Genomic DNA, 22,734 nt, shown 5'->3' with positions numbered 1-22,734 from the left:
GGGAGAAAGGTATGACTAGTGTGATGCAGGATGTGGACGAACGCTCCAGGCTCGCCGGCACTAACAAGTTTGAGTTGCTGGTGTTTCGGCTGGGCAAGGATGCCAAGTCGGGCACTCGGGAAGTTTTTGGTATCAACGTGTTCAAGATGCGAGAAGCGCTGGTTATGCCCTCCATCACCCCCATGCCGGGGGCACCGGAACATGTGATGGGAGTAGCGAACATCCGTGGCCAGACAATCCCCGTGGTGAATTTGCCCGCCGTGGCCGGTTGCGTTCCCTCTGGGCTCAACATTCTTCTTGTCACGGAATATGAACGCTCCATCCAGGGCTTTGCCGTGGAAGACGTTGAAGAAATCAAGCGACTCGACTGGAGTCGTGTGGTGTCGACGGAAGTCGCGGCGACAGGCGGTTTAGTCACCAGTCTTGCCCGGCTGGATGAAGACGACGAAAAGGGGCGTCTCGCACTGGTGCTGGATGTGGAGCAAATTCTGCGACTCGCCTTACCCCCACGCTTCAAGGGGGGCGATGAGCTTACGCAGGCGCACGAAGTACATATTCCGCCGGGCTCGGTTGTTCTCTTCGTCGACGACTCGGGTGTGGCACGCAGTCAGATTGAAAAGGCGTTAACCCATCTGGGACTCCCCTTTATTGGGACCCAAAGCGGCAAGGAGGCGTGGGAACGATTGCAAGCCATGGCAAATGAAGCCAAGGCGGCGGGTATCCCTACCCGCAACAAGGTGGCCATGGTGCTGACGGATCTGGAAATGCCGGAGATGGATGGATTCACCCTCACCAGGCACATCAAGGAAAATGATGTGCTGAAGGATTTGCCTGTGGTGATTCACTCTTCACTTTCCGGTTCTGCTAACGAATCCCATGCCAATAGCGTGGGTGCCGATGGTTATGTTACGAAATTTGTGCCAGATGAACTGGCCCGTGCCATTTCTAAGGTATTGTGATACCCCCGTGAGTTGAAGTTACCCACTATGATGGACCCATTGGTCAGTGTTACCACCCGCTGTGGGACCCTTGGCCATCCCAAGGTGTGTCTGCTGGGCACTTTCCACGGAGTCACCGGCGAAATGCCTACAAGAACCCTCACGAAACTATCCGACTCCTTAAATCGCTGTTTCTGGGAACACGGGCTGCCTATGCATTTGCTCAGTGCGTAGATTATACAACTCGCCCGTTTGACGACTGAGAAAAGCTTACAACATAACTTATTATATCATATCAGGAAAAAACAATTTATGGTCAGTGTTCGACTATTACGCTCCGAAAAAAGTCGCTTAGCATCCGTCATCGGTGAATCGTCAGCCTGGAAAGTTATTCTCAATGCATTGAACGCTCTTTCTAGGGCACCTTCTTCTATATCGGTCTTACTAACCGGCGAAACCGGCACCGGGAAGGAAGTAGTGGCGCGTGCGCTTCATGAGCAATCTGATCGGGCCGGGAAGCCCTTTATCGCAATCAACTGTGCTGCAATACCATCTGACTTGCTTGAGTCAGTGCTTTTTGGCTATGAAAAAGGCGCCTTTACTGGAGCATTGTCAAGAACAACGGGAAAGTTTGAACAGGCTGATGGAGGTACAATTCTTCTAGATGAAATAGGAGATATGCCATTACCATTACAAGCCAAGCTATTGAGGGTTCTTCAGGAAAAACAAATTGATCGGGTCGGCGGACGAGAACCGGTAGATATCGATGTTCGCATTCTTACCGCCACGCATCGAAACCTGCGGCAGGAAGTAATCAGCCGGCGCTTCCGCGAAGATTTGTATTATCGCTTGAATATCTATCCAATAGAGCTTCCGCCATTACGCGAAAGGGCTTCCGATATTCCCTTGTTGGTTAATTATTTTTCCGATCGATTATGCAGCAAGGGGTATCCATCATTAACAATTACTGACGCAGCGCTCGATATTCTGATGCGCTACTTTTGGCCTGGGAATGTACGGGAATTGCAAAACCTGGTGGAACGGTTAGCCGTGCAGCGGTTAAATGGGCACTCCGGACAGATTGCACCGGAAGACCTTCCTAGTTATTTATGTCATCCTTTGGTGGATTCGTTACGCACTGATTATGCCGATAACCCGTGCTCTGATAGATTGACACCCGTAGAGAAATTGGGATTCTCGGTGCTTCAACCCAAAATTTCCGGTGACAATTTCAGTTTACCGGACACGTTGCGCCAGATTGAGCGCACATATATAGAGCAGGCCATGCAACGCGCCAACGGAAATATGTCGGAAGCCGCCAGACTACTGGGCGTTCCGCGGACCACCTTGTTCACTCGCGTGCAGTCGCTGAATATTCCATACATAGAGCGTCGGCGACCAGTTAGGTCACTGAAGAACATTTGATCGATAAAGATAGCTATAGCTGAGTTGTAGTCAACCAAATTGATGGTTCTCTGGTCAAGTTATATGAGGGGCAGACGGCGGCATAAAAAGCCAAGTATTGACAGGGCTTACAGCCAGTTCGACATGGGCACTATACATAATCGCGAGGTATACATAACGCTGCATACTTGCCACTGGAGGTAAAGAGCATACCGAGGGGGCAGAAAATCTGGGAGACAGCAGGATGATACTTTTTTGTCTGGGAAAGTCGTTATGTAATTTTTGACATAATGGCCCAGGATGAAACATTAAATTTTATGTCAAATCCGGAGAACTAAAAATCAATGAGTTATGGAGCATTCAGGATGATACTCTATTGTCAGTGAACACTTCTCTGTTAAGCAGCAGGAAGTGCGAATCATAGAGACACAAACAAATGGATAATCATATTTAAGTTATAAAATTTCTAAAATGTTATCATCTGTTTCAGGTGATGTCGTGGGAGGAGTGAGGCTTCATGAAAATACACAAAGCCTCATCCTATAGCTCAGGAAATCGCAATCTTCTTGCGTTTGGCAGCTTCTGTTTTGGGCAGAGTCAACTCTAAAACACCATCTTTGTATGTCGCCTTAGTTTGATCGCCATTCACATCTGCAGGGAGTTGAACGGTGCGAGAAAACTCTCCACATCGACGCTCCCGGTAGATATAGTTCCCTTCTTCCCGAGCGCTATCTTCTTCCTTGATGCCGCTGATGTAGACTTGATTCCCATGTACCTGGACATCCAGCCTGTTCTTGTCTACACCGGCAATTTCTGCCTTCAATACAAAAGCGTCATCGTGATCAAGGACATCGATATGCGCGATATGGGGCTGCGTGGCCTGTCGAGTAATGAAAGGAGAAAACACCCCTGGCCATACCGTCTCCATAAGGCTTTCCAAAGGTTCTACCTGGCGAACATTCCTGACCGCAGAACGTGAGACTTCATTTGCCATTTTACACCTCCTTAATATGCATCAATAGAACACCAGTCAGGCGACTGTATGCCTGATCTCTGGCATGCAAAGTTATGGGTACGAGTTCAGATGATTTCAAGGGGAGTTTTTAGGTTTAGGCCTTTGGGAGGGGGCTGCAGATTCGCTACCGATCGTTGATGCGAATGCTCCATTGGCCGTTCCGATTGCCGGAGAAGTTCTCCATGCTGTTGCCCCTGGCGGTACAGCCAAATCTTTGATCCGGTCCGCGATGTAATTGCGCCAATTTCCGCTGCGCCACCCGCAACAGTTCTGCTCCAAAGCAGTGTACCTGCAGGTCGGCGAAGACCGCAGCGGTTTGCTTGTCGGCAAGGCGCATGATTATCGATGAACGCCAACATGAGGGTTTGGCCTGAGCAGGAATGCTGATGGCTAGCGTGGATTGTTGTAGCCGGTCTCCTTGAACATGGCCTGCCCAGCCTTGCTGGTCATGAAGCGGATGAAGGCCTCCCCCAATTTTGGATGCGGGGCGTCTTTGGGCACGGCGGCATAAAACACCAAAGGCTGGGTGTCCAGGGTTTTGGTTTTGCCGTCCACCGTCATAGTGAAATGCACGGTGTTATACCAGGCTTTGGCCATGGCCGGGTTGCTCAGGTTGATTTCATCCGGGAGGGTGATGAAGGGAAGATGGAGCGATTTCACAGCGCTCTCATATCCGGAGGAGGCGTCTATCTGTCCACTCTTCAGGCGTGCCAGCAGGGAGGCTTCGGTGAATATCTGCTTTTGGTTCTCCACAGGACCTAGAACACGCTGCGCAAGCTCAGGCTGGTGGTAGTACTTCTGCGCCAGAAGGAAGGTAAAAAGGATGTTCTGCCCCTGGGGATCCGTCTGCGGGTCCGTGCGTCCGAACTGAATCCCCGGCTTCTCCAGCACCGTGTACCAAGGTATTTTGCCGGCGGCTGCGGCTACAAATTCATTGGCATAGCGGCTCTTGGGGCTGTAGGCGATGACCATGGCGGTGCTGGCTACAGGGACCGCCTTGCTCACCATCCCGGCCTTTTCCAGCACCCGGATGGGGCCGGGCGTAATGGAGATGAATACGTCCGTGCGCAGCTTCTTTGCCGCAATGAGGTGGGCGAGGCCATAGGCACCTTGTCCCTCTCCTTGGTAGGTCACATGGTGTGTCTTGGCGAAGGCCGGACCCAAATGCATGTCCATAACCGCTCCCATGGAACCGGCATAGGCAACATGGAGGGGGGTGGCGGCCACAGCGGTTCCCATGCCCGCCACCCACAGACTGGCGAGTAAGGCCATGACAGGCGGCTGTGCTTTCATGCGTATCGACCAATTCCTGGCCGCCCCTGGCGTCTGCGTAATGGCCGGATTCTTGAGGTGGAAATCCAGCTCTATATTTTGTGACATATAACGATGTACCAAAGCAGACCAATTGTTTTGCATGTTGGACGTCTCCATTTTTGGAAAAAATGAGCAACCATCGGGAGATTCGATATGTATGACAGAATATCTCGATGTCGTAAAGCGTACCTGCATACCCAAAATTTGGCTATACCGTATCACAATGCAATTTCCATGCCAAAAAACCCGGCGGAGCCGGGCCGGGTGTCTAACCTAGTGCTTTCTGGTATCCACGTTAGAAGGTTAGTACGGTGCGGATGGACTTACCCTCGTGCATGAGATCGAAAGCGGTGTTGATCTCTTCCAATGGCAGGGTATGGGTGATCATCTCGTCGATATGGATTTTGCCTTCCATGTACCAGTCGACGATTTTCGGCACGTCGGTGCGGCCCTTGGCACCGCCGAAGGCGGAACCCCGCCAGTTGCGTCCGGTCACCAGTTGGAAGGGGCGGGTACTGATTTCCTGTCCGGAACCGGCGACACCGATGATGACGCTGGTGCCCCAGCCTTTGTGGCAGCATTCCAGCGCCTGGCGCATCAGGGCGGTGTTGCCGATGCACTCGAAACTGAAGTCGGCGCCGCCCTTGGTGAGGTTGACCAGATAGGGAACCAGATCGCCTTCGACCTCCTTGGGATTCACGAAATGGGTCATGCCGAATTTCTCGGCCAGATCGCGCTTGCCGGGGTTGATGTCCACGCCGACGATCATGTCCGCCCCTGCCATGCGTGCGCCCTGAACCACATTGAGGCCAATACCGCCAAGGCCGAAAACCACGACCTTGTCGCCAGGACGGACCTTGGCCGTATACAGCACCGCCCCGATACCGGTGGTAACGCCACAGCCGATATAACAAACCTTATCAAAGGGCGCATCCTCGCGGATTTTGGCCAGGGCGATTTCCGGCAACACAGTGTAATTGGCGAAGGTGCTGGTGCCCATGTAGTGGTACAGCGGCTTGCCATTGGCCGAGAAACGACTGGTGCCGTCGGGCATCAGACCTCGCCCCTGGGTATCGCGGATGGCCTGGCAGAGATTGGTCTTACCGCTCAGGCAGTATTCACACTCCCGGCATTCCGGGGTGTAAAGGGGGATGACATGATCGCCGGGCTTCAGGGAGCGTACCCCCGGCCCGACTTCCACCACCACGCCCGCGCCTTCATGACCCAGCACAGTGGGAAACAGGCCTTCGGGGTCCATGCCCGAGAGGGTGTAGGCGTCGGTATGGCAAACGCCGGTAGCCTTGATTTCCACCAGCACCTCGCTGGCGCGTGGTCCTTCGAGTTGCACGGTTTCAACAACGAGGGGTTGATTGGCGCCGTAAGCAACGGCAGCGCGAACATCCATGGGCATATCTCCAGTATGTAAGGGATGGTGATGAGGGGTAAAAAATCAGCAATCCATGGGAATCGACCCGCTACAGCCGCGGATTCTTTCACCGTGGGCGTAGACCGTCATACGCCCGTCCCGGGCATAACCGATAAGGGTCAGGCCATGGCTTTCGGCCAGTTGAATGGCGAGGCTGCTGATTCCAGAAATGGCCGCCACAACGGGTATGCCAAAGCCCAGAGCCTTGAGGGCAATCTCGAAGCTGAGCCGGGAAGAAACGCCCAGCAGTGCGGCCTGCCCATAGGCAATGCCCTGCTGCAACGCAGCACCAATACTTTTGTCGACGGCATTGTGGCGGCCTATGTCTTCGCGGACCAGAACGCCAAGAGACGTAGCCAAAACGGCGGCGTGTGCGGTTCCGGTAGTCTGATTTAAATCCTGTTGTTGTTGCATGGTGGCAAGGAGCGCGTGAATGGCCTCCGCATCCGTCGTCGCCAGATCCCGTTTTAGGGACGGGAAAGGCACCAGCCCGGTGAAACAGGGTGTCCCGCAGAGTCCGCAAGCGCTCCCACCGATCACGCAGCGACGCTTACGTTCGACTCGTTCCGCTGCCGCCGGACTGAGCTGAATATACAATGCCCAACCCTCGGCCACATGTACCGATTCCCAGGCGATGATTTCCTCCAGGGACCGCAGTACGCCTTCGCTCCATAGAAAGCCGCAAAAAAAGTCCTCCAGATGGTCTGGCGTGGCCATCATCACCGCGTATGGATCACCGTTGATTACCAGCGAAACGGCGGCTTCCTGTAGTATGGCTTCCTCGTGTACCAAGGGCATGCGCTGGCTTTCCAGCACAGTCGCCGGAGACCAGCTTATTCCGCCGAGGCCTGCATCTGTGCGCATAGCGCTCGTCCTTTTTCAGTGAGGGTGATGACGGAGCGACCCCGCTGTTCTTCCTGGACAACGTAGTCCATGCCGCCCCAACGGTCGGAATGACCGAGGAGCAACAGGAGTCGCTCCAGCTGGCTGCGACGGATGCCCAGATGCTTACCGATTTTCGCGAGAGACAGTACCTGCTCGGCACACAATGCCTGCATCAGGGCGATCACCAGGTTTTCCATCGCGCTTTCTTCAGAGGTGCTCTCAGACACATTGCCCCGCCGCTGCAAAAGTCACCTGAATGGACTTGGAGGTGGGGGTATTGGCCCGGTCCGCATGGCTGGAGAGGGGGACCAGCACGTTAAGCTCGGGATAGTATCCGGCCACACAGCCTCGCGGGATATCGTAGGGCACCAAGACGAAATTCCGGGCGACCCGCTCGCCATCCCGCCAGTGCGAGGTGATGTCCACAAGGTGGTCCGGCTGGAACCCCAGTTCCGCCATGTCAGCGGCATGCATGAAGCAGACGTTGCGGGCGCCGGAAACGCCCCGATAACGGTCTTCTAAGCCATAGATCGTGGTGTTGTACTGGTCGTGGCTGCGGATGGTCATGAGATTAAATACCCGCGCTGCCGTCTGCGGCTGAAAGCGATCTTCAGTGATGGCTTTCAACTCCCGCGCGATGAAATTGGCTTTGCCGGATGCGGTGGTCCAGCGTCGGGAGCGCGGCGGCAGATCCAGATGAAAACCACGCGGTTTGTGGACGCGGTCGTTGAAGTCTTCAAAACCCGGAACAACGCGGGAAATACGGTCGCGAATCCGGTCATAGTCTGCGACCAGCTCGCGCCATGGTGTTTTGCTCTGGGGCAATGTCGCTTCGGCGAGCCCCGCGATGATGGCGGATTCGGACTTCAGGTGGGATGAAGCCGGGGCGCGCATACCCTGGGAAATATGCACCATGCTCATGGAATCTTCCACCGTCACCCCCTGCGGCTGACCGTTTTGAATATCAATTTCGGTACGTCCCAGACAAGGCAGGATGATTGCCTCCTTCCCATGGACGATATGCGAGCGATTGAGCTTGGTGGTGACATGCACGGTCAACGCACACCCGCGCAGGGCTTTATGGACACGGGCCGTATCGGGTGTGGCGTTGGCAAAATTGCCGCCCATGCCAATAAAGACCTTGGCGCATCCCTCTTCCAGGGCGGTGATGCTGCCGATCACGTCATAACCATGTTCGCGGGGTGGTTCAAAATCGAACTCCTTGGCGAGACGGTCCAGGAAATCCGGCGCCGGACGTTCCCAAACACCCATGGTGCGATCCCCCTGAACGTTACTATGGCCGCGAATCGGGCAGGCGCCGGCCCCCTCCTTGCCGATATTACCTTTGAGCAAGAGCACATTGACCAGCATCTGAATAGTCGCCACCGCGTGCTTGTGCTGAGTGATCCCCATGCCCCAGGTGATTATGCCGGCCTTGCCTTCATCATAGATTTTGCCGATTTCCATGAACTCGGCATGGGTCAGGCCACTTTCCGCCTCAATATCCGCCCAAGGCGTATTGAGGGCAATTTCCTTGAAGGATTCAAAACCTTGGGTGTGGGTGTCGATAAAATCCTGATCCAGGGTGCCCTGTTCCAGCACATAGCGGGCGATCCCCAGCGCGATGGCGTAGTCGCCGCCAATACGCGGCTGATAATAATGGGTGGCGATTTCTGTGCCGTGGTTGGTGAGCATTTCCCTGGCATCCTGCGGATTTACGAAACGTTGTAGACCACGCTCCCGTAGCGGGTTGAAAACCAGTATCCGGCAGCCGCGTTTGGCGGCATCCCGCAAAGTGCCCAGCATGCGTGGATGATTGGTGCCCGGATTGTGACCGAAGAGCAGGAGGGTGTCGGCATGATCGAAGTCTTCCAGGGTGACGGTGCCTTTACCGATACCGATGGATTCCGGCATGCCCAGGCTGGTGGGCTCGTGGCACATATTGGAGCAGTCCGGCATGTTGTTGGTGCCGAGCTCCCGGGCGAAAAGCTGGTAGAGGAAAGCCGCCTCGTTGGAGGTGCGCCCGGAGGTGTAGAAAATCGCCTCATGAGGAGATTTAAGCGCTTGCAGATGCTGGGCAACACGCTGGAACGCCGCCTCCCAGCTGATGGGCACATAGTGATCGGTCGCGGCGTCGTAAAACATCGGCTCGGTCAGGCGACCAAGTTCTTCCAGGTAATAATCGTCATGTTCAGCCAGCCAGCTGACGGTATGTTGCGCGAAAAAGTCGGCGGTCACCCGCTTGCTGGTGGCCTCCGCCGCCACGGCTTTCACGCCATTTTCACAGAACTCGAATGTGGAATGGGCGTCCGGGTCCGGCCAGGCGCAACCGGGGCAGTCGAAACCCTCCGCCTGATTGGATTTGAGGAGTAGGGCGGTACCTTCGGCCAGAATCCCCTGATGCTGCAGGCTCTGCATGGAAGCACGCAACGCGCCCCAACCTCCGGCAGGTTGCTTGTAAGGATTGATTTTTAGTTCGGACATGCGCTCCTCCTCATTTTACATACCAGACAGTCTGATATTCTTAAAAGTTGCAGGGTCGGCATGGCTTCTCCAGGGACCAAAACGCATTGCCATGACGGCCTCTCTGCGTGCGGTATTGCATACCGATCGGTTGGTACTAACCTTATCAGGATCGGCGGGAGTGTCAAGGCGATGGGTACCTTCCACCCCGCGCCACCTCGTCTCACCAGACGACGGGTCCCCAAAGGCTCGTTCCTTCCTATGTTTGACAGTCAAAGAGCGCCCTTGACACCGTACTGTAGTACGGTGTCTACAATCATGCGTCATGCAACATATACCCAGTGTTTAGATTGGAGGTGACTGTGGCTGTCAAGATTGAACCTGGCAAAGCGACAGAAGTCTGCGCCGCAGCAGTGCAGCGAATGTCTGCACCTGCGGTAAAAGGCATATGGGGGCTGCTCCTGGCTGTGGTATTGGGCTTTTTAGCATCAGCCTGCTGTGTATTACCCCTGTTGCTGATCGTCGCCGGTATCGGCGGCGCATGGATGGCCAACCTGCGGATACTTGGGCCCTACGCGCCCTATCTGGATATCTTGGCGCTGGCTTTTTTGGTCTACGCCCATATGCAAAACCATCGGGAGAGTAAAGGGGCGGACTGCGGCACCTGTGCGCCGGTAGCACGATGGAAGACCCTCCTGCTCTGGGCTGGCACCATTCTGGTGCTAATCGCTCTGGCGTTGCCCCATGTGCTAGCTCGTCTTCTGATGCCCTAATCAGGCCGCCTTCACCGTTTATAGAAGGAGATATTTTTATGCATGCTCAAGTGCCTATTCAAAAAATCCTGGCGTCGCTCTGCGCGATAGCCTTGATCATCGGTGCAGGCGTCACTATGCCCGCGTCTGCGGCCACCACAATGAATGCTGTGGCCCCAACCGGCATGGCCAGCACCACATTTAAGGTGCCGGGTATGACCTGCGCCGACAAGGCCTGTAATGCGGCCATTTATATGGCCCTGCATCGCTTGCACGGGGTGAAGAAAATTCAGATCCGGGATAGGGCGCTGACGGTAACGGTGCAGTACGACCAGAAGGCGGTCAAGGTCCCTACCCTTTTGAACGTATTCCGTCAGGTCGGTTATCCCGCCTCGATAGTACAGCCATAATCTCTGGATCATCTATCCTTAATGGAGGCAAAAAATGCTCATGCTATCGGCTTTACATGTCGCCATCATTGGTTCCGGATCAGGCGCCCTTGCTGCCGCCATCCGAGTAACGGAAGGAGGTGGCCGAGTGACCATGATTGAATCAGGTACGCTGGGCGGCACCTGCGTCAATGTCGGCTGCGTGCCTTCCAAGATCATGATTCGTGCCGCGCAGATGGCCCAGTGGCAGCGTGCCCATCCTTTTCGTGGTTTAAGTCATAGCGTACCCGACGTGGACCGCGCCGTCCTGGTCCAGCAACAACAGGATCGCGTGGCTGAACTGCGTGAAGCCAAGTATGATCATGTGCTGGCTACGCATCCGGATATCACCTTTGTGCAGGGTCACGCCCGCTTTGTCGATGCCACAACCCTCGTGGTGTGTGCCGTCGACGGATCGGAACAACGGCTCCAAGCGGATCGTTTTCTGATTGCGGTGGGCGCCCATGCGCACTGCCCGGATATTGAGGGTCTGGCGCAAACGCCTTACTGGACGTCAACGGAAGCCTTGGTAGCATCCGAATTGCCGCGTCATCTCCTCGTTGTGGGCGGGGCGGTGGTCGCGGTGGAACTGGCGCAGGCCTTTCGCAGATTGGGCTGCGCAGTTACTCTGCTGGCGCGCAGCGCACTCCTGTCCAAAGATGATCCGGCACTGGGTGCGGGGCTGGAGGCCGTATTTCAGGAAGAAGGGATTCGTGTGCTCAAGCACACCGTCCCCACGTCGGTGCATTACGAGAAGGGCCAATTTTTGGTCAGCATAGGCGCAGAGACAATCCACGCGGATCGCTTGCTGGTGGCAACCGGGCGCACGCCCAACACGGCGGATCTTGGATTGGAGCAGATCGGGGTAATCACCGACAAATCCGGGGCCATTTTGGTGGATGCGCATATGCAAAGCAGTGTGCCCCACATTTATGCTGCCGGTGATTGCACGACCCATCCTCAATTCGTCTATGTCGCAGCGGCGGGCGGCACCCGGGCGGCTATCAATCTGCTGGGCGGCGATGCCAGCCTGGATTTACGGGTGCTTCCCGTCGTCGTGTTTACCGATCCCCAAGTCGCTACAGTGGGGCTGGACGAGCGGACAGCGGCGCGGCAAGGATTCACCACCGACAGCCGCACTCTGACCCTCGATAACGTACCCCGCGCACTGGCGAACTTTGATACACGGGGTTTTATTAAACTGATCGCGGACAAGCATACCGGCAAACTGTTGGGTGCGCAGATTCTCGCCGCGGAAGGCGGAGAAATCATCCAGGCTGCCGCACTGGCCATACATGGCGGTCTCGGCATTCAAGATCTTGCCGATCAGCTTTTCCCCTATTTGACCATGGTGGAGGGATTGAAACTCTGTGCCCAAACCTTCACCAAAGATGTCTCGCAATTATCCTGCTGCGCGGGATAATTGCGAGCTACATATGAACAAGCAAAGGGACCGATCTGGTTTCAGCATTGGCCAGGTGGCCAAGGCTGCCGGTGTTAATGTGGAGACCGTGCGTTTCTACGAGCGCGAAAATCTTATCAAACAGCCTGCAAAACCCACCATCGGGATGCGCCAGTATGCCTCCGAAGTGGTGATGCGCATACGCTTTATCAAACATGCCCAAGCCTTGGGATTTACTTTGCAGGAGACGCGGGAGCTGCTCGCGTTACGTGCAGACGATGCAGAAGTGTGTGCCGCCATGCGCCACCACGCCGAAGTCAAGCTCCATTCAGTTCAGGAAAAAATCAGGTCACTACAAGGTCTGGAGACCGTCCTGGCGAACTTGATCAAGGAATGCAAAAGCGGGGATGCCCGCCAGCGCCATAGTTGCCCCATTCTGCAAGCATTGGACGAAGAGGAGATTCCGGGAGAGTGAAGTGCCATAGGTTCTTGTCGACGACTTGAGGTGATTATATTAGCCGTCGCGGCGTACCCGGATGCTTTGAAAACGGCGATAGGTCACTTGTCCCGGCCCGCCGCTCGGCTTGCGGTGGACATGGCGGATTTCCGTCCAGTCCACTTCCCCGCTGATGGCGCGGGACTGACTCTGTTGCAGGGCAATGCGTGCCGCGGCGACGCGCACCGATTCGGGTACGGGCGTTTGACTGTTCTCCCGGCGCAACACCACATGGCTGCCGCCTAAATCCTGAATGTGAAACCACAGGTCCCAAGGCTTGGCGGTGCGGAAGGTCAGGCGGTCATTTTCCTTTGCGTTTTTCCCCCAGAGGAGCGTGAAGCCCTCTATTACCGTGCGGTTGAAGTCGCTATCATCCGTCGGTTTTCCGTTCTTCGCGGATCTTACGGGTGTCGGGCCTGCGAGTGTTGATGATCCTGTTGCTGGTCCGGTCTGTTCGCCTCCCGTCGCTTCCGTAAGGTCTTGCAGCAACCGTTCCATCTCTTGCAGGCGGATGGCGATTTCGCGTCGCGCGCGCCGACTGCGTTGTGCCTGCTGCATATACCACTGCGCCTGCCGGTGCAGCGACTTGCCCGGCGTCACGGTAATAGTGAGTGTTGCACCTGCGACGCTGGTGTGGTCCGGGGCGCTGATGTGCGTGACGGACGGCATCGCGTCGGGCAGGGCAAAAAGGGCGAAGGCTTGAGTGCGATAGACCTCCGGGTCCTCCCAGCGCGTTATATCCTGGCGCATTTTTTGGATGCGGCGTTGCAGGTGTAGCCGTTGCTGAATGCGGGCGCGTTCCTGGGCGGAAGGTTGTGGATGGACTGCGGGTCGCACAAAACGCAGCGCCTCCTGTGCCGGAATCTCCTGCATCGGCGCCCAGTCGGGCAGGGGCACGGGGTAGAGGATGGGCTTATCGGCTTCCGCCGAAGACCGCCACCAGGACGCGCAGGGATCCAAGCGCCGTGACCATGCCTCTTGCACGGCTTGCTGCTCGGCCCTGTGCTGCGGGCGATAACGGGGCGCGACGCGGCGGAACCAAGTGGCGGCACACGGTAAGGGCTGGGCAAAGGGCAGACTGTCTTCCGGCGGTACGTACACCACACCGGGCAGGAAGCGCGGCGCGGCCTTACCGTCGAGACTGTCCCAGCGCCAAGCCCAGCGAATATGTTGCGCCGCATCGAGTAGGGCGATATTGCCGCGTCCGCCAAAGCATTCGGCAATCAGGCTGAATTGATCCAGCCGCTTGCTGATATGGACGCGGCTGCAATCCAAGCGCACGATGCGATCCGCCCAGGGCACGCTGATGCGCTGAATGCGAAAACCCGCCAAACGCTGATTGAGCGGACTGCTCCAGGTGGTCAGGGCGTCCGACTTATGGAATGCGGTATCCTGCCAGAGCCCCAGAGGGGCACGCTGCACGATCAGCGCAATATGCGTCTTGGCGGTGTGCAGATAAATCCCGCCCGGCGCGTCGCTGATGCCCTGAATGACCTGTTGCGCGATCTGGTGGTCCAGACACCGGGCGGCGGCGGCGAGTTGCAAGGTGTCCATCTGTGAAGCTAAGCCGCGCGCACTGGCAACGTGCTCATGCCTCTTTGCGCGCCTCGATCACGACCGGTTTATCCGTCACCGCGCCCAAGTTGCGCAGCACTCCCATCAGTGCCGCCAACGCGGTTGGCGGCTTTTGCAGGCTGGCGTCCAGTACACACTCCGCATGCTCCGGGGCCTCGTAGGGGTCGTCCACGCCCGTAAAGCCGGTGATTTCGCCGCGCATGGCCTTGGCATAAAGGCCTTTGGGATCGCGCTTGGCACAGACCTCCAGCGGGGTGGCCACATGGACTTCGATAAACAGACCGCCGGCTTCTTCCACCAGACGACGCGCATCGGCACGGGCCTGACGATAGGGCGAAATGGCAGCGACCACGGCAATGCCGCCATGGCGTGCCACCAGACTGGCGACGAAGCCGATGCGGCGGATATTCTCGTCGCGGTCTTCGCGGCTGAAACTCAAGCCTTTGGACAGAAAACGCCGGACCACATCGCCGTCCAGCAAAGTCACGGCGCGCTCGTCACCCGCCTCCAGAGTGCGGGCCAGCATTCCCGCCAGGGTACTCTTGCCGCTGGCAGACAGGCCGGTAAACCAGATGACCAGCCCGCGCCGGTCCGCACCGCGGTAGGCCTGCCGCAATATCTGAATGACCTCCGGCGGAGAGAACCATTCGGGGATGTCCTCCCGGCTGGCCAGTCGTCGCCGCAACTCCGTGCCGGAAATGCCCGCCAGGGCCTCGCCGTTGGCCTCTTCCATCGGCACATAACGGCGCCGGGTTCGGGAATACGCATACTCGGGCAGGAAAATACCGGCAATACCCATCTCATCGGCGTGCCGGGCAAAAAGCTCCTGTGCCGCAAAGGCCGGGTAGAACAGACCGCCCGCCGCTGCGCCAGGGTCGGCATGACCGCGACCGATGATGAAATGGCTGGCGCCATAATTGCGGCGAATCAGCGCGTGCCAGAGTGCCTCCCGCGGGCCGGCCATGCGCATGGCCAGGGGCAGGGGCGAGAGCAGGGCGGTCGCCTGGGGATAATGGCCCAGCACCGCACGATACACCCGCATGCGGTAAGACGCCTCCACATCGCCGGGCTTGGTGGGGCCGATAGCCGGGTGCAGCAGCAGGCGCGCGTCCGCCCCGGCCTGCTCCAGCCCGGCCTGGGTCACGGCGATGTGGGCGTGATGCAGGGGGTTGCGGGTCTGAAAGGCGACTACCGGATGCGCCCCGTTCCAGTGCTGTTGCAGCATGGCCGGGGTTTGATACTCGGGCGGAAATTCGACGGCGGCGGCGCGGGTCAGGGTGTCCGCATCCCAGGCCGACACGCGCCCCGCCACATAGTAAGGGCCGCGCGCCAGCAACTCGGCCACGCCCGGATGACTGGAATCGGTCGTCCCATAAACCGCCGCAGCCTCCAGCAGTTTATCCGGACGATAGCAGGCGCTGACGGCAACGGAGCCGAGGGGAGTGCCATCACTGCGCTCCAGGCGCAAAGTGTCCCCTACCGTCAAAGACTGGCCGAGCGCCTCGCTGACGTCGAGCACCACGGGAATGGGCCAGAGCGCGCCATTGTCCAAGCGCATGTCTCGCAGCACGGACTGCCAGTCCGCTGCATCCAGGTAACCCTCCAATGGGGCAAAAGCGCCGGTCAGCAACAGTTCCAGATCGCAGCGCTGGCGCGCCGTCAGGACATGAACCGATGGAATGGACATAGGTCGGCCCTTACGCGGAGAGCGGAAAGAGCGGCAGGTGCGCCAGGGCGATCACTTCCGACCACTGGGCCATATCGCCTTCCGTACAAATGGCCGCGACGGCGGCAATCTCCGCCTCGGCTTGCGCCATAAGCGCGCGCATGGCCGCCAGGGTCGAGCCGGTGCTCACCACATCATCCACCAGCGCCACCTGCCTGCCGCTGATCGCTGCGCGATCTTTGGCATCCAGATACAGGGTTTGGGGCTTGCCGGTGGTGATGGACAGGGTCTCCGTGGATAAGGCCTCGCCCATGTAAGACTTATAGTTCTTGCGCAGGACGATATACGGGCGCCCACTGTGCACCGACAGGGCGTAGGCCAGGGGAATACTCTTGGCCTCCGCAGTGACGATCACATCGTAGGAGATGTCCGCCATGCGTCCGTTCAGCGCATGGGCTGCGGCCTCCGTAAGTTCCGTATCGCCGAGGATATTGAGGACAGCGATGGCCAGGTTCGACTGCACTTTGAAGAGGGGGAGATGGCGCTGCACCCCGTTGATGTTGAGGGGGTAAGTGCTGCTGTGGCTATCGGTGTGGGTCATGGATGCTCCTTTTACGCGCATTCTGCCATAGGGGGAGGGGAGGTGGATAGTTTGGGGGTGGGTGTCTTCCAAGAAAAGCTGTCTGAATATTGCAGAATCACGGGCTGGATTGTGTAATGCCATGAACCGTTGTAGATTCCACGATATAAAGTGTGTACTGACGATGCGGATGGGTAGCAGGCGCTTTCGGGGTCACCTGACATGCACTAGGGCGATGCGGTTGGAGCGGGAAAAGCAGGCTGACCGTTGTTCGCATCCGATAAAAATTAGGATGCTATAAAAGTACATTGGGGGGTCAAATGGTTGTGTGTGCTTGTTGTGCGTCGCCAGTAAAAAATTTAGGCGACGTGGATGGTGTGGTATGTATGCTGCCTAAATTACGTTAGGTATTAGGGAGAACCCAAATGCGCGGGAGATGTCTCTGTGGTTCGGTGGAATTTGAGGTTGCCGGTAATTTTCCAAGGCTCTACCAATGCCATTGCTCGCTTTGTCGAAAGCAGGGTGGTTCCTCATCGAATACCGCAGCCATTGTGGGCGCTGAAAATTTCTTCTGGCTTTTTGGTCAAGAGCTTATTTCTTCCTGGGTTAAGGACACAGGGTTTCGTTCTGACTTCTGTTCAAAGTGTGGCTCTCCGGTGCCCAATCCGCTTAGAAGTACACCGTATTATTGGGTACCTATCGGCTTACTCGATGAAGAACCATCACTGGAAATTGCCGCCCATGTGTTTGTGGGCTCAAAAGCATCATGGGAGGTTATTTCACAACAGGAGGTGCGCTATGAAACCATCCCGGAATTATCCGAGTTCATCGCGTTGCTACATGCAGACAGCAATGCCTAACAACGCCATCAACTCGGACGTGCAAAAGCGCCGCTTCGCTCTGCTTTTGCACGCCGGTTATGGCGAACGTTAGGCATTTACTCTTCGCCCATGAAATATTGTCCGCTTTGTCAAAGTGATCTTGTCAGTCGTCCGGTGGAGGGAGACATGCGGCTCGCTTGTTCATCGCAGCAGTGTAAGTTCGTGCACTGGAACAATCCCATTCCTGTCGTCGCGGGCCTAGTTCGGTGCAATGGTCAGTACGTCTTGGCAAGAAATGCCCTCTGGCCGCCAGGTATGTTTTCCCTGATCACCGGGTTTCTTGAGCATGGCGAGTCGCCGGAGAGCGCCATCCTTAGAGAAACGGAAGAGGAGCTTGGTCTTACGGGCCATAAATGCAAATTCATAGGTCATTTCGCTCTCCCAGAATTTAATCAACTTATTATCGCTTTCGCCGTCGAGGCCTATGGGCACGTCAAGTTGAACGAAGAAATCGCAGAGGTACAACTGGTCGCGCATGACCAACTCGCTACGTTCGATTTCGGGTGCCTTGAGCTAACCAACACAGTCGTCTCGCATTGGCTGAAAAATGTCTAACCCGACGCTCAACCTCGCTCCCTTCAGTCGCTGGACGTTGCGCGATAAAGCCGCGCAGCGCCGGTTAGCTCTACGTTAGGCATTCAACAGGAGCGGCAATGCACCCGATAGAACTTCTGATCAACAAGGCGGATACCGCGATAAACCAAGAAGATTTCGAGACTTTGAGCGACATCTATTCCGATGACGCTGTGCTTGTAGTAAAGCCGGGAATGAATGCTGTGGGAAAAGAACAGATCAAGAAAGCATTTGAAGCAATTGCGGCTCACTTCGAGCATGGTTTGGATGTGAAGCAGGCTGGGATGGCAATCCTGGAAACTGGAGATACTGCGTTGGTGCTGGCCAAGACTGTTGTCTCAGCAAAGAATCTCCCGGCTACAGAACGGAAGGCCACCTATGTTTTCAAGAGAGGCAACGATAATCGGTGGGTATGCGTGATTGATAATTCCTACGGGCACAGTTTGCTTGAGGAAAATGCCTAACCACGCCATCAACGCGGACGTGCAAAAGCAGAGCGAAGCGGCGCTTTTGCACGCCGGTTATGGTGAGCGTTAGGCTCTTCTCGCTGGCGGTTCATCTAGCTTTAACGGAGTAATACAAATCCCATGTTCAAAGGCATCTTAATTGAGAAGGACGAAGCAGGTTACCGCACCTCACTGACGGACCTCGACGAGGGGCGATTGCCCGATGGCGATGTGACCGTGCGGGTGAGCCATTCGACGCTCAACTACAAGGACGCGCTGGCCATTACTGGCAAGGGGCCGGTGGTGCGCAGCTTTCCAATGGTGCCCGGCATCGATCTGACCGGCACGGTGGAGCACTCGACGCACCCCGATTACGAGGTGGGCGATATGATGATTCTCAATGGCTGGGGGGTCGGAGAAACGCATTGGGGCGGCTTGGCCCAGAAGGCGCGCCTGAACGGGAACTGGCTAGTGCCGCTGCCGGGGCAGTTCACGCCGCAGCAGGCGATGGCCATTGGCACTGCGGGCTATACCGCGATGCTTTGCGTGCTGGCGCTGGAGCGGTATGGCGTCAAACCCGAACACGGGGAGATTCTCGTGACCGGCGCGGCAGGCGGCGTGGGCAGCGTGGCGACGGCGGTTCTGACCCGGCTTGGTTTCACTGTCGTCGCGGTGAGCGGTAGACCGGCGGAGACCGAATACCTCAAGAGCTTGGGTGCAGTGGAGATGCTGGATCGTGCGACGTTCGCGACGCCCGGTAAGCCTTTGGGCAAGGAGCGCTGGGCCGGTGCGGTGGATGTCGTCGGCAGCCACACGCTGGCGAATGTCTGCGCGACGACCAAATACCGGGGTATCGTCGCGGCGTGCGGGCTGGCGGGCGGAATGGATTTACCGGCCACCGTCGCACCGTTCATTCTGCGCGGCGTGACGCTGGCTGGCATTGACAGCGTGATGTGCCCCCGGCGTGAGCGACTTGAAGCATGGCGACGCTTGGGCAGCGATCTCGATGTCTCGAAACTAGCCACGATTAGCAAAGAAGTCGGCCTGACAGACGTGTTGCCCCTCGCGTCGAAGCTGCTCAACGGCGAGGTGAGGGGACGCGTGGTCGTAGACGTGAACCGCTGACTGGCCAACCAAAACGATCGAAACACTTAACGATTGCGTGCAGGGAATGCCGGTCAGTCCTGCCTATTGTTTTCGTGAGCGTCAGGTCCGGCATCCCTGACTCAGGTGTTAGGCTTACGGGAGAACCCTGCCGGTGGATATATCTCAGTTACCATTTAACCAACTAATTGGCTTGGAATTGGTCGGGCCAGAAAATGGATTCTTGGTCAGCCTCCCAGAAAGTCCAAAATACGCCAACCACCTTGGCACCGTTCATGGCAGCGCACTTCTGGCCGTGGCCGAGGCTGGCTCTGGAGAATTCCTGCTGCGAAATTTTGGTCACATCAAGGGATTCATTCCTGTCGTTCGTAAGATCGAGGCCAAATTCCGTAAGCCCGCTACAGGGCGGGTTTCGTCCCGGTGTTCGCTGGCAGAAGATGTCGTAGTTGGTTGGGCTACTGAATTAGCCTCCCGTGGACGCCTATCTGCATCAATACCGATTGAGGTTGTGGACTCTAAAGGCATTCTTGTCGTGTCTGCCGTTGTAGAGTGGTTCATATCCAATGGCACCAATGCCTAACCAGCGCTTCGAGAGGGCGCAAAAGCGCGCGGCAGCCCCTCACTTTTACGTTGACGCTGTAGAAAAACCCCTTTTCAGCCAAAACATCGACACAAAAAAGCGGCGTGAATTATTCCACGCCGTTTTCAATTCCTGCCGTGCAATTCACCTCACTGTTTCAATGCGATGCCTTGATCAAGTCATGGCGACCTGCGTTGCTCGCAATGCGGGCATCTACCCCTCGTCTACTGCGCATACCCATGATGTGCCAGCTTCTCAATGTTGTGCACCAGACAGTAGAGCTTCCACTGCGCATCCACTTTCTTCTGCCCTCTGAGGGTGAAGCGGTTGAGCTGCTTGTTGTGGCGGATGTTACCGAACACCGGTTCCACCGTGGCAAAGCGGCGTCCGTATTTCGCTTGCCCTTCGGGGCTGTCGATGCGTGCCTGCATCTTGTTGGTGAAGCTTGGCTCGCCGTCGGCCTTGCCATGGAAGAAACTTACTTGCCGGGTCTTGGTCTTTTCCGGGGTGCGCAGACATTTGTCTCGTTGTTTGCACGGCACGCAGTCCTGTTGCGCGGCCTGAAACTTGACGGCTGCGAATCCATTGATGATGCAGTGGCTGCCGTTGCCGTAAAGCGTCTTGCCCGCCGGGCAGACGCAGGTATGCGCGTCTGTGTCGTACTGAAAGTCTTCGGGGCGATAGACGGCTGCCTGTTTCTTTGCTTTCTTGTTGCCTGATTTGTCGTGCAGGGGGTCGGGAGCCTGCTTGTGCTTGTCCTGATCCTTGAAACGCGGATCGCGTTGCGCATGCCATTGTCGGCAATGAGGGCGTCGACATCGAGTTGGGCGAGTTGCTTGAGGTTGGCTTCGCTGTGGTAACCGGCGTCTGCGGTGATGAGGCTGGTCGGGGTGATAAGCGCCTGTTCATCGGCCAGTGCGTTCTGGATTGCCTTGATCACGGGTACCAGCAGTTCCTGTTCGCTGCCGGTGCCATGCGCCTGGGCATCGACAATGATCTGGTGTTTGGCGTCGACTGCTGCCACGCCGGTGTAGCCTTGTATCACGCCCTTTGATGTCGCCATCTTGGCGGATTCGTTGTCGGTGCGGTTGCTCTTGCGGATTGCACCCTTGCTGCCCTTGCGGTCTTCGGGGTGGGCAGCCAGCCACTGACGGAGTCGCGCGGCGTCTGTTTGCAGGCGGGTGATGCGCTGGGCTTCTTTCTGTCTGAGGTCGGCTTCGACAGGCTTCTGGTCTTCTTCCCGATGGCGTTCGAGCATGACGCGGGCAGCGGCTTCGAGTTTGGCGGCCTGGTGTTTGAAGTCGGCACGGGTGCCGCTCTTTTGCTTGCTGGCGTTGCTCGGCAGTTTGACGCCGTCGATGGCGAACATCTCACGCCCGATCAGGCCCCGCCGGTCGCACAGGTAGAGTATCTGGGTGAAGACGCGGGCGATGTCATCGGCAAGGTTCGAGACAAATCCGGCAATCGTGGTGAAGTGGGGCTGGGTGTCGCCGGACAGGGCGATGAAGGTGACGTGGTCGCGGCACACGCGCTCGATGCCTCGGCTGGAAACGATGCCTTGGGAGTAGGCGAACAGCACGACCTTCAGGAGCATGGCGGGCGGATAGGCGGCCGCGCCGGTTTCATCATTCTTGAACCGGGCATCGAAGCTGGATAGATCCAGCTCAAAGTCGATTAGATGGTTGAGGGCGTGCTCGAATGTGCCGGGCAATAGTTGCCGTTGCAGGTCAACAGCAAGAAATCGGGGGCTGGTATCGATGGGTTTGTAGCGCGCCATTTGCATCTCCAAAATATCGTCCTCCACTTCGACCTTGATATTTATTTTGGTTCCCGGCACGATTGTGGGCATAAAGATACTTTTTCTACAGCCTCGTTAGGCATCCTTACAGATCACATCAAAAAGGATATGTTATGAATGCCAAAGAGGTGTCTTGTCGTTGTGGCGCCGTGGAATTGCGAATTACTGGAGAACCCGTCGTGCAGCTCTACTGCCATTGCGATGACTGTCAAGCGGCTCATGGGGCAGCCTATGTGCCAGTAGCAATCTACCCGGCACAGGCGGTGGAAGTCATCAAGGGCAACCCCACTCCGATGACTGCCAATACGCTTCCAAGAATACGCTGTGCAGAATGCGGTCAGCACCTGTTTAATGACGTTCAAAGCCATGGTTTAAGAAATGTTAACGGGTACCTTCTCCCCAAGGGGGAGTTCAAACCTCAATTTCATGTTCAGTGCCAGTACGCCGTTCTTCCTGTTGTAGATAATCTGCCGCATTACAAGGGATTTCCAGTTGCGTTCGGCGGCTCAGATGATCTTGTTTCCTGGTAAGCGTGATGCCCAACACATTTATTTCAAACGCTCAGAGGAAGAATATCATTCATGGATTATTTAACGGATATTACAAGACTATAGATAAGCCGGTTATTTTTGACACTAACAGATCGTGGTGCGTAAAAATGGACCTATTAGCCGATTTGTTTCCCGAGTCCAGGGTGATCGCCTGTGTGCGACATATTCCATGGATTATCGACAGTATAGAGCGGTACGCCGTGAAAAATCCGTATCAACCATCCCTGATTTATGATTACAAGTCAGGAGGAACGGTTTATATGCACGTGAAAGATGTGTTCCAGCACGATTTCGATAATGTGCATCAGGAGACAGTCTCTTATGATGAGAAAATGGGCGCCCCAGGTCTTCATTCTGTGTTGATGGTTTGTATAGCGCCCACATACATTTGCGGCGAGACGCATGACCCATAAAAAAACCGGCCCCGAAGGGCCGGCTCTCTGACGCTACAGACGTC

23 protein-coding genes and 1 pseudogene are annotated in these 22,734 nt (G+C 56.5%); 12 read left to right on the top strand and 12 right to left on the bottom strand.

The features are described 5' to 3' along the window. Positions 1 to 11: 11 nt before the first annotated feature. Both PJU76_RS09290 and PJU76_RS09285 read left to right on the top strand, forming a co-directional pair. Positions 12 to 959 (top strand): chemotaxis protein, encoded by a 948-nt coding sequence (locus PJU76_RS09290; RefSeq protein ID WP_271779298.1) that lies wholly within the window; start codon positions 12 to 14, stop codon positions 957 to 959. A 291-nt stretch (positions 960 to 1,250) separates the two neighbouring features. Beyond that, positions 1,251 to 2,363 carry a sigma-54 interaction domain-containing protein gene (locus PJU76_RS09285; protein ID WP_271779297.1) on the top strand — a complete coding sequence of 371 codons (1,113 nt, stop codon included), beginning with the start codon at positions 1,251 to 1,253 and terminating at the stop codon, positions 2,361 to 2,363. 526 nt (positions 2,364 to 2,889) lie between these two features. Here the strand turns inward: PJU76_RS09285 and PJU76_RS09280 are convergent. From PJU76_RS09280 to PJU76_RS09250, 7 genes are all read right to left on the bottom strand, one after another. Then, entirely contained in the window at positions 2,890 to 3,336 is a 447-nt protein-coding gene (locus PJU76_RS09280; protein WP_064218894.1) for an Hsp20/alpha crystallin family protein, read from the bottom strand. 145 nt (positions 3,337 to 3,481) lie between these two features. Next, positions 3,482 to 3,694, bottom strand: a complete 213-nt coding sequence (locus PJU76_RS09275; RefSeq protein ID WP_271779296.1) for a type II toxin-antitoxin system RelE/ParE family toxin — start codon at positions 3,692 to 3,694, stop codon at positions 3,482 to 3,484. Between the two features lie 53 nt (positions 3,695 to 3,747). Then, on the bottom strand, positions 3,748 to 4,773 hold the full coding sequence (locus PJU76_RS09270) for an extracellular solute-binding protein (protein WP_271779295.1): 1,026 nt from the start codon (positions 4,771 to 4,773) through the stop codon (positions 3,748 to 3,750). A 193-nt stretch (positions 4,774 to 4,966) separates the two neighbouring features. Next, complete coding sequence (locus PJU76_RS09265; RefSeq protein ID WP_271779294.1) at positions 4,967 to 6,076, bottom strand: S-(hydroxymethyl)glutathione dehydrogenase/class III alcohol dehydrogenase; 1,110 nt, start codon at positions 6,074 to 6,076, stop codon at positions 4,967 to 4,969. A 45-nt stretch (positions 6,077 to 6,121) separates the two neighbouring features. Then, positions 6,122 to 6,961, bottom strand: a complete 840-nt coding sequence (fdhD, locus tag PJU76_RS09260; protein ID WP_271779293.1) for a formate dehydrogenase accessory sulfurtransferase FdhD — start codon at positions 6,959 to 6,961, stop codon at positions 6,122 to 6,124. After that, a complete protein-coding gene (locus PJU76_RS09255; RefSeq protein WP_271779292.1) occupies positions 6,931 to 7,209 on the bottom strand; it encodes a hypothetical protein in 279 nt (92 codons plus the stop codon). The genes fdhD and PJU76_RS09255 overlap by 31 nt, the downstream gene beginning before the upstream one ends. Next, positions 7,202 to 9,466, bottom strand: a complete 2,265-nt coding sequence (locus PJU76_RS09250) for an FdhF/YdeP family oxidoreductase (RefSeq protein WP_271779291.1) — start codon at positions 9,464 to 9,466, stop codon at positions 7,202 to 7,204. The genes PJU76_RS09255 and PJU76_RS09250 overlap by 8 nt, the downstream gene beginning before the upstream one ends. Before the next feature lie 341 nt (positions 9,467 to 9,807). Between PJU76_RS09250 and PJU76_RS09245 the strand changes: the two genes are divergently transcribed. The 3 genes and pseudogenes from PJU76_RS09245 to PJU76_RS09230 all read left to right on the top strand — a co-directional run bounded on the left by PJU76_RS09245 (position 9,808) and on the right by PJU76_RS09230 (position 12,502). Then, entirely contained in the window at positions 9,808 to 10,218 is a 411-nt protein-coding gene (locus PJU76_RS09245; protein WP_271779290.1) for a mercuric transporter MerT family protein, read from the top strand. A 140-nt stretch (positions 10,219 to 10,358) separates the two neighbouring features. After that, positions 10,359 to 12,048: pseudogene (gene merA, locus PJU76_RS09235) on the top strand (mercury(II) reductase). A 13-nt stretch (positions 12,049 to 12,061) separates the two neighbouring features. Next, positions 12,062 to 12,502, top strand: coding sequence for a MerR family DNA-binding protein (locus tag PJU76_RS09230; protein WP_271779287.1), 441 nt, complete (start codon positions 12,062 to 12,064; stop codon positions 12,500 to 12,502). Positions 12,503 to 12,541: 39 nt separating this feature from the next. On the opposite strand, the gene PJU76_RS09225 is transcribed toward PJU76_RS09230, so the two are convergent. Genes PJU76_RS09225 through PJU76_RS09215 form a run of 3 tightly spaced genes read right to left on the bottom strand, consistent with a single transcriptional unit; the run spans position 12,542 to position 16,365 of the window. Beyond that, the gene (locus PJU76_RS09225) at positions 12,542 to 14,077 is read right to left on the bottom strand and encodes an NFACT RNA binding domain-containing protein (protein ID WP_271779286.1); all 1,536 of its coding nucleotides are present in this window, start codon (positions 14,075 to 14,077) and stop codon (positions 12,542 to 12,544) included. Between the two features lie 34 nt (positions 14,078 to 14,111). Next, the gene (gene sat / locus PJU76_RS09220; RefSeq protein ID WP_271779285.1) at positions 14,112 to 15,785 is read right to left on the bottom strand and encodes a sulfate adenylyltransferase; all 1,674 of its coding nucleotides are present in this window, start codon (positions 15,783 to 15,785) and stop codon (positions 14,112 to 14,114) included. 10 nt (positions 15,786 to 15,795) lie between these two features. After that, positions 15,796 to 16,365 carry a phosphoribosyltransferase family protein gene (locus PJU76_RS09215; protein WP_271779284.1) on the bottom strand — a complete coding sequence of 190 codons (570 nt, stop codon included), beginning with the start codon at positions 16,363 to 16,365 and terminating at the stop codon, positions 15,796 to 15,798. Between the two features lie 404 nt (positions 16,366 to 16,769). Between PJU76_RS09215 and PJU76_RS09210 the strand changes: the two genes are divergently transcribed. The 5 genes from PJU76_RS09210 (at position 16,770) to PJU76_RS09190 (ending at position 19,928) form a co-directional block, all read left to right on the top strand. Next, on the top strand, positions 16,770 to 17,204 hold the full coding sequence (locus PJU76_RS09210; RefSeq protein WP_271779283.1) for a GFA family protein: 435 nt from the start codon (positions 16,770 to 16,772) through the stop codon (positions 17,202 to 17,204). Between the two features lie 90 nt (positions 17,205 to 17,294). Next, complete coding sequence (locus PJU76_RS09205) at positions 17,295 to 17,780, top strand: NUDIX domain-containing protein (protein WP_334212461.1); 486 nt, start codon at positions 17,295 to 17,297, stop codon at positions 17,778 to 17,780. 98 nt (positions 17,781 to 17,878) lie between these two features. Next, positions 17,879 to 18,262: a YybH family protein gene (locus tag PJU76_RS09200; protein WP_271779281.1), complete on the top strand. Its 384-nt coding sequence runs from the start codon at positions 17,879 to 17,881 to the stop codon at positions 18,260 to 18,262. 123 nt (positions 18,263 to 18,385) lie between these two features. Continuing rightward, positions 18,386 to 19,369: an acrylyl-CoA reductase (NADPH) gene (acuI, locus tag PJU76_RS09195; protein WP_271779280.1), complete on the top strand. Its 984-nt coding sequence runs from the start codon at positions 18,386 to 18,388 to the stop codon at positions 19,367 to 19,369. 133 nt (positions 19,370 to 19,502) lie between these two features. Beyond that, positions 19,503 to 19,928 (top strand): DUF4442 domain-containing protein, encoded by a 426-nt coding sequence (locus PJU76_RS09190; protein ID WP_271779279.1) that lies wholly within the window; start codon positions 19,503 to 19,505, stop codon positions 19,926 to 19,928. Between the two features lie 224 nt (positions 19,929 to 20,152). Here the strand turns inward: PJU76_RS09190 and PJU76_RS09185 are convergent, their stop codons facing one another. Together PJU76_RS09185 and PJU76_RS09180 are read right to left on the bottom strand one after the other, a co-directional pair. Further along, positions 20,153 to 20,518 carry a transposase gene (locus PJU76_RS09185; RefSeq protein ID WP_271781008.1) on the bottom strand — a complete coding sequence of 122 codons (366 nt, stop codon included), beginning with the start codon at positions 20,516 to 20,518 and terminating at the stop codon, positions 20,153 to 20,155. Then, a complete protein-coding gene (locus PJU76_RS09180; RefSeq protein ID WP_271779278.1) occupies positions 20,407 to 21,777 on the bottom strand; it encodes a transposase in 1,371 nt (456 codons plus the stop codon). Before PJU76_RS09180 ends, PJU76_RS09185 begins: the two co-directional genes overlap by 112 nt. Before the next feature lie 62 nt (positions 21,778 to 21,839). On the opposite strand from PJU76_RS09180, the gene PJU76_RS09175 reads away from it, so the two are divergent. Beyond that, positions 21,840 to 22,256: a GFA family protein gene (locus tag PJU76_RS09175; protein ID WP_271779277.1), complete on the top strand. Its 417-nt coding sequence runs from the start codon at positions 21,840 to 21,842 to the stop codon at positions 22,254 to 22,256. Positions 22,257 to 22,384: 128 nt separating this feature from the next. After that, a complete protein-coding gene (locus PJU76_RS09170; RefSeq protein ID WP_271779276.1) occupies positions 22,385 to 22,690 on the top strand; it encodes a hypothetical protein in 306 nt (101 codons plus the stop codon). Positions 22,691 to 22,734: the final 44 nt, after the last annotated feature.

Origin of the sequence: Acidithiobacillus ferriphilus (assembly GCF_028215975.1) — a bacterium.
GTDB lineage: Bacteria > Pseudomonadota > Gammaproteobacteria > Acidithiobacillales > Acidithiobacillaceae > Acidithiobacillus > Acidithiobacillus ferriphilus.
This window is presented reverse-complemented; position numbering and strand designations above follow the sequence as displayed.